Consider the following 4,462-nt stretch of genomic DNA (forward strand, 5'->3'; position numbering starts at 1 on the left):
TGGGGCCGCGGCCTGCGGGCCGCGGCCCCGCCTCAGTTGGGGCAGGACTCGCTCGGCGGCCACCACCCCCGGTTCACCGAGGACCGCGGCGCGGCGCCGACCAGCTCCCGGGCGTAGGCGTGCACGAGCCGGTTCATGGCGAAGCCGCCGTGCGCGTCGCGCTCCAGCAGGTGAGCGCGGACGAGCTGGTTGAGCCGGCCCAGGGCCTCGGTGCGGCCGACACCGGTGAGCCGCACCGCCGTCGACGTGTCGAAGGATTCCCCATCGGAGCGCCCGAGCGCCACGAACGCCTGCGCCGCCTGCGGCGACAGGGCGCGCAGCGACGACGACAGGGCCGCGCGCAGGGACACGGCGGCGTCGGCCTCGGCGTCGAGGAAGTCGAGCGGGTTGCCCTCGGTGAGCAGGTCGCGGACCGTGCGGGCCCCGGCCGAGGCGATCCGGACGGCGGCGGCGCGCAGCGCCGCGGGCAGGTGCCCGCAGAGTTCGGCGACCTCGGTGAGGACGTCGTCGGGCACCTCCCCGCCGCCGCCGCTGCGGATGCTGCGCCGCAGCAGGGCCGCGGAGTCGGCGGGCGGCAGCGGGTCGAGGGTGACCAGCGCGGCGCCGTCGCGGATGGCCAGGCCGGAGAGGCGGTTGCGGCTGGTCACCAGCACCTTGGCCGAGGAGCCGCCCGGGAGCAGGGGGCGGACCTGGTCGACCGACCGCACGTTGTCGAGCAGCAGGAGCAGTCGGCGCCCGGCGAGCGCGCTGCGGTAGGCGGCGAACCGCTCGTCGGGGCCGGCCCCGGGGGCGGTGTCGGCGCCGCCCGTGTCGGCACCCAGCCCGCTGAGGAGGATGCGGCGGGCCTCGTCGGCGGTCAGGGGACCGCGTTCGCCGCCGAACCCGGACATGTCAACGTAGAGCTGGCCGTCGGGGAACCGGTGGGCGATGCGGTGCGCGAACCGGACGGCGAGGGCGCTCTTGCCCACGCCCGGCGGGCCGTCGACGACCACCACGGCGCCGCCGTCGTCGGCCCCGGCCTCGGCGAGCCGGTGCAGCCGGTCGGCCTCGGTGCGGCGGCCGACGAACCCGGAGACCTCCATGGGCAGCTGGGCGGGGACCGCGCGGGCGCCGCCGGCCGTCCCGCCGGCGGGTGGGCCCGCGGTGCGGCGGCCGACCGGGTCGCGCAGGATGGCCTCGTGGGTGCGGCGCAGCTCCAGTCCGGGCTCGATGCCCAGTTCGCCCACCAGGCGGGCCCGGATGTCGAGGAACTCGTTGAGGGCCTCGGCCCGGCGCCCGCAGGCGTGGAAGGCGGCCATGAGCAGCGCGCGGACGCCCTCGCGCAGCGGGTGGAGCCGCTTGAGGGTGATCAGTTCGCCGATGGCCTCGTCGGCCCGCCCCAGGTCGATCAGGGCGGAGACGCGCTCCTCCATGGCGGTGATGCGCAGCTCCTCCAGTCGACTGCGTTCGGCGTCGACGAAGGGGCCGGACAGGCCGGCGAAAGCCTCGCCGGTCCATAGGCCGAGCCCGGAGTCGAGCTCGCACAGGGCGCCGGCGGCGTCGCCGCCGTCGCGGTACCGCTTGGCGGCCTCGACGTGCGCCTCGAAGGTGCGCACGTCCACCCGGTGCGGGGGGATGCGCAGCCGGTACCCCGAGCCGTTCTGGTCGATGACGGCCGAAGGGGCGCGCGGGCTGCGCGCGGGTTCGAGGACGCGGCGCAGCCGCCCGATGTAGGTGTAGACGCTGCTCTCGACGGTGGCCGGGGCGTCGGAGCCCCATACGGCGCGGATCAGCTCGATCCGGCTCACCACCTGGTTGGCCCGCATCACCAGCACGGCGAAGAGGGTGCGCTGCCGGGCCGAGCCGAGGTCGACCTCCGTGTCGGCGATCAGCGCCCCGACCTCGCCGAGGAGCCGCACGTGCGTCAGCAGGCTCATGGTCGGGTCCCCGTTCGGGCCCGGTGGCGGCGGGGCAGGGCGGTGCGGCGCCCGGCCGCGTTCGTCGCGTGTGTCGGTCTCCAGCGGTCGTCGTCGGTGTCGCAGAGATATGTGTCCATGTACCCGTCAATGCTGATCAGTCAAGACGTTCTTCTGCTAACATCGCGCGCAGTGGTGCCGTCGGGAGCGGAAAACCCTGAAGGTTCTCGACTCCATTCGGTCGGCGCCGTGAAGCCCACCCCGCTTCCCTCGGGGCCGCCTTTCACGACGCGGTGGGGAAAACACCGGTCCAGGTGAACGGCGGCCGTGCCGCCGTATTCCGGTGTCCGTTCGCCTCAGCCGTACCTGTACGGCGGCCGCCGCTCCGCTGAAAGCACCGGCCGCCGGTCGTCCCGATACCGGGGAATGGGGCTCCCCGGTCCTGCCACCGCACGCGGCTGCGCGCATCCACCCGCTCTGCCGAGCGTTCGCGCACAGGGTCGCGCCCGTCTTCCGGGATGTGGGGAGCCCGGTCGGGGCGCTGCGGAATGGCCGCAATGCACCACCTCGCTGCGAGGATCCGCGTGGTCCCTTTCGATATTAGGGCGGGGGACACCGGTCCGCGACGGTGCGCGACATGAAGATTTCTTCATTCGACGCGGTCACGGAGGGAATACGGTCCGTTTTCCCGCGCTCCCGCCTATTGTTCAATCCGCGACGACGGCGCCCGCACGGGGGTCCCCGTTTCACGCGGGCGCAGGTCACCTCGCCCGCGGCGGTCCGCGCGGGCCCCGGCGGGTCAGCCCCGCGCCGCCCACATGTCGGCCAGCGACGTCCGCAGCCCGGTCCGCGGCCGCCAGCCGAGGTCGCGTGCCGCGGCGGTGACGTCGGCCTGGATCCACCGGCCCGTGGTGCCGGCCGGCGCGGGGCCGCGCTCCTCGATCCGGTCGGGCCCCAGCCCGGCGACGGCGGCGAGCAGGCCGATGAACTCCCGCATGGGCACGGCGGTGCCGCTGCCGATGTTGTAGGCGCCGGCGGCGTCCGGCGCGGTGCTCGCGCACACCACGGCGGCGGCCACGTCGCGCACGTCCACCCAGTCGCGCACGGCGTCGGCGATGGTGACCGGCACCCGCCCGCCCGTGCGCGCGGCCGTGTCGAACAGCCGCAGCAGCTTGCCGGGGAAGGTGTCGGGCGCCGGGTGCGGGCCGCACACGTTCACCGGGCGCAGCACCACGCCGGCCACCCGGCCCGCCGCCGCTGCGTCGAGCACCGCCCGCGACCCCGCGAGCTTGCTGTGCGCGTAGGCGCCCACCGGCCGGGTGGGCACGGCCTCGTGGACGCGGGTGCCGCGGGCCACCGGCCCGTACTCGTGGATGGAGCCGAGGTGGACCAGGCGCGGCCGGCCCGGCAGGGCGGCGACGGCCTCGGTGAGCCGGCGCACCGCGACGACGTTGTAGTGCTCCAGTTCGGCGTCGGTGCGCGCCCAGCCGTCGGTGGTGTTGGTGGCGTCGGCGGTATTGACGACCGCGTCGACCCCCGCCTCGGCCAGCAGCTCCGCCAGGTCCGCCGGCGCGACCGCGCCGAGGTCCAGGCGGTGGAATCCGTGCCCGGCGGGCGGGTCGGCCGGGGTGCGCGCCAGGACGAGCACCCGGTACCCGGCGGCGGCGAACGCCGCGCAGGCGTGGCGGCCGATCCACCCGGTGCCGCCGATCACCGCCACCCGGCGCCGCGGTGCCGCTGCGGATTCGGTGTCCACTCGTCCTCCCGGGCGTCGCGGGAAATGGGGGATCGGCGGCGTACGGAACGCGTGCGGATTCCACCGGCCGCCGGTTGGCGGCAATGCTACTGCCCCGCGCATTGCGCGGCCATGGCCCGGACGGGCGCCGGTCCGGCGGCCCGGGTGCCCGATGAGCGGATGAGTATGATGACCGGCATGAAATGGCGACCCCTGAAAATCGAGGGTGCGGTCGAGTTCATTCCCCCCGTCTTCCCGGATCACCGGGGATTCTTCGTCACCCCTTTATCCGAATCCGTGCTGCGCGAGGCCGTGGGCCACCCGCTGTTCCCGGTCGCACAGGCCAGTCACAGCCGGTCGCGGCGCGGGACGACGCGCGGCGTCCACTTCACGGCGACCCCGCCGGGAATGGCGAAGTTCGTTTTCTGCACGAACGGGAGCGTGCGCGATTACGTGGTGGACCTGCGGGTGGGCTCCCCCACGTTCGGCGCGTTCGAGTCGCTGGTGCTCGACGCGCGGGAATGCCGTTCCCTCTATCTGCCCGTGGGGCTCGGCCACGCCTTCACCGCGCTGGAGGACGACACCCGGGTGTCCTACCTGCTGTCCGGCGAGTACCGCGCCGAGAACGAATTGGCCGTCGCCGTGTCCGATCCGGAGATCGGGCTGCCCCTGCCGCCGGACCTGCCCCCGCTGCTGTCCGAACGCGACCTCGCCGCGCCCACCCTCGCCGAGGCGCGGGAGCGGGGGATGCTGCCCGACTACGCCGCCAGCCGGGCCCTGGAGCACGCCCTCACCTCCCCCGGCGCCGGCCGCCCGTAGCCGGCCGGCGCCC

3 protein-coding genes are annotated in these 4,462 nt (G+C 75.1%); 1 reads left to right on the top strand and 2 read right to left on the bottom strand.

The window, feature by feature from the left end; all coding sequences use genetic code 11:
- Positions 1–32: 32 nt before the first annotated feature.
- A complete protein-coding gene (locus NT8_RS27295) occupies positions 33–1,916 on the bottom strand; it encodes an AfsR/SARP family transcriptional regulator (RefSeq protein WP_067975771.1) in 1,884 nt (627 codons plus the stop codon).
- A 778-nt stretch (positions 1,917–2,694) separates the two neighbouring features.
- Positions 2,695–3,651 carry an NAD-dependent epimerase/dehydratase family protein gene (locus NT8_RS27300; protein WP_217999331.1) on the bottom strand — a complete coding sequence of 319 codons (957 nt, stop codon included), beginning with the start codon at positions 3,649–3,651 and terminating at the stop codon, positions 2,695–2,697.
- Positions 3,652–3,828: 177 nt separating this feature from the next.
- On the opposite strand from NT8_RS27300, the gene NT8_RS27305 reads away from it, so the two are divergent.
- On the top strand, positions 3,829–4,449 hold the full coding sequence (locus tag NT8_RS27305) for a dTDP-4-dehydrorhamnose 3,5-epimerase family protein (protein ID WP_067975777.1): 621 nt from the start codon (positions 3,829–3,831) through the stop codon (positions 4,447–4,449).
- The last annotated feature ends 13 nt before the right edge of the window (positions 4,450–4,462 follow it).

Source organism: Nocardiopsis trehalosi NBRC 14201 (assembly GCF_001552555.1).
Taxonomy (GTDB): domain Bacteria; phylum Actinomycetota; class Actinomycetes; order Streptosporangiales; family Streptosporangiaceae; genus Nocardiopsis_B; species Nocardiopsis_B trehalosi.